This is a genomic window from Mesorhizobium sp. P5_C1 (assembly GCF_054049815.1).
Genome location: NZ_JBFULQ010000726.1, coordinates 1 through 2,278, shown reverse-complemented (window position 1 = coordinate 2,278; position 2,278 = coordinate 1). Strand labels below are relative to the sequence as shown.

3 protein-coding genes and 1 pseudogene are annotated in these 2,278 nt (G+C 58.4%); 1 reads left to right on the top strand and 3 read right to left on the bottom strand.

All coding sequences use genetic code 11. The features are described from left to right. Positions 1–634 (top strand): pentapeptide repeat-containing protein (locus ACXJ7R_RS30455; RefSeq protein WP_457155055.1); only part of this gene is annotated, 634 nt, incomplete at its 5' end. 532 nt (positions 635–1,166) lie between these two features. Here ACXJ7R_RS30455 and ACXJ7R_RS30450 read toward each other — a convergent pair. The 3 genes and pseudogenes from ACXJ7R_RS30450 to ACXJ7R_RS30440 all read right to left on the bottom strand — a co-directional run. Next, complete coding sequence (locus tag ACXJ7R_RS30450) at positions 1,167–1,361, bottom strand: hypothetical protein (RefSeq protein WP_095084654.1); 195 nt, start codon at positions 1,359–1,361, stop codon at positions 1,167–1,169. Next, positions 1,345–1,590, bottom strand: a complete 246-nt coding sequence (locus ACXJ7R_RS30445; protein WP_457155054.1) for a hypothetical protein — start codon at positions 1,588–1,590, stop codon at positions 1,345–1,347. The genes ACXJ7R_RS30450 and ACXJ7R_RS30445 overlap by 17 nt, the downstream gene beginning before the upstream one ends. A gap of 234 nt (positions 1,591–1,824) precedes the next feature. After that, positions 1,825–2,053: pseudogene (locus ACXJ7R_RS30440) on the bottom strand (hypothetical protein); the annotation flags it as partial. Between the last annotated feature and the right edge of the window lie 225 nt (positions 2,054–2,278).

Genomic DNA, 2,278 nt, shown 5'->3' with positions numbered 1-2,278 from the left:
CGCCACTGCCGCTCAAAATTGCGACGCAGCCGCGACGCCTGGCGTCAATTGGCAGGACTGTGACAAAAAGCTTCTCATCCTAACAGGAGAGGACCTGAGCGGGGCGAACCTGTTCGGTGTTGATTTCACGTCGACCGACCTCAGGAACAGCAATCTCCTTGCGGCGAATTTTGAGAAGGCAACGCTTGTGCGTGCTTCCCTGGCCGACTCGACCGCCAAAGGCGCCCGGTTCGACAAAATCGAGGCCTACAGGACCGACTTCAGCCGTATGGACGCGCAGGGCGCTGTGTTTACGAGCGCGGAAGTGCAGCGCTCGAATTTCCAGGACGCCAATCTGACCAATGTTGATTTCACAAAGGCGGAATTGGGGCGAGCGCAGTTCCATGACGCCAATATCAGCGGCAGCCGCTTTTCGTTTGCCAATCTCGCGCGGGCGGACTTCCGAGGAGCGACGTTCACCGCGCCGATAGACTTTGACCGCGCTTTTTTCTTTCAGACCCGTATCGAGGGCCTCGATCTTTCCAATTCGGCGGGTCTGTCCCAGTGGCAGCTCAACATGGCTTGCGGAGACGCCCGGACCGAGTTGCCTTCTGGCTTGACGAGGCCTGAAGATTGGCCCTGTAGCGAGCCATAGGCTCGGCGCCGTGTCGCTGCCGGGGCTGAAATCGTCATGCGCGCCCTTGCGGGGGCGAAGCTTGCTAAATCCGTGTCTTGCGGGAGACGCCATATTCAATCAAGCGATCGCGCATTTCATTCAGAGCTCTTGCATATGGCGTCTATCTGCTGTTTCGCTAGGGTTGTCCGGCGGCGGCGCCGGGGTGCGGCCTAAGAAGGCTTAGGCTCAAGTTCAGGAGGCGGCGCGTTCGGGTCGGGGCAATCAGACGATTGCTCACACGGAGAGGGCCTATCGCCAACGCCGCCATAGCGTTCCACAAGTTTTGCGAATCCGTAGGCGAAGGCGGACAGAAGCGCCAGGATAACCACTATTCGGACGGCCATACGGGATTGTAGCAGGTCATCCCGCATCCCTCAGATATTCCTCTCGATATGAGCCTCGATCGGATTTGGGCGCCGTAGTTCAAATCTYTTAGCTGCCATAAATGTCAGCACGATAGCGGCAGCTATCGTTGCAATCACGGTGGCGGTGCTGGCTAGACTTCTCACCATCACTCAAAGCCTACCGCCCGCTTCGGCTTCGGCGTGATTTCCTCGATCCGCGCCTTAACGTCGTCCTGGGCCATCGCCTGTTCTAGCGCCTCTGCTTCGGCCTTGTCCTTGGTGGTCAGCACTGTCCGCCAATGCGGCTTCTCAAACACGCCAACGATGTAAGTGGTCCTTTCGGGCTCAGGTCCGGCTGGCATACTTCACCTTGCCCCACTGGCTGCATTGAGGACACAAAGGACGGAAATAGGCCAGCTTGTCGCCGGGAATATTTCCGCAACTGGTGATCGTCAGGCTGCCGCCATTGAACCCCTCCAGGCTGTAGGATTCCCAGGTCCCGCTGAGGGGCTGATGGTCTTCTCGTAGTTTCAGATAACCGGTGCGACCGCATTCGCACACCAGCTTTTCCCGTAAAACAGTTGAGAGCACTTGGGACTGCCTTCCACGATTCGGCAAACAAGCCCGACCGTCCGTGCGACCCGTTCTTGATACGATGGCCGGTGCGGCCTTGGGGCTATCTTGGGGATGCGAAAGCCGCACCGGTCACTGCGGGAAGGGGTTGCGTTCCCCGCGCTGCCWAAACTATGGGCATATTAGMAACTKMSCAAYTAAGCCTATTGGCGGGACTAAGACTGAAGTCCCAGCCCGCGCGCTACTCAGCCGGGGGCATCGCACCGGACCCATCACATTCCATGGGATAAACTCGACTTCCTTCCCGTCACTTCCCGAACGGCCTTCAACAGCCCCTCATGCAAGACACGCGTAGCGCGGTAGTGCTCGCRGTGTGGCGATATGAACGGCTTCACGATGCTCCAATGCAGCGCTTCCGCTGCCACGAGAAAGCGCTCGATTTCAGCCTGCGATAATGCTTGGCCGGTTTCGATCTAGCCATTGGCGAGCTCCGTTTGAAGGGTCGCTGCAACGAAGGGATGGCAAGTGCCGAAATGTGCAACGATGCTCAATCGCGTGCGTCTTCGGGACGGTTGACCCCGGCGCCGATCACGGTCAACCTCTGGCAATTCGGGCATCGTAAAAGGTCGGAAAATGAGGCGCAGACATGAATCGATGCTCGTTATGAGAACCGCGATTGCTCTGCTCTCCTGCCTGGCCATTTCGG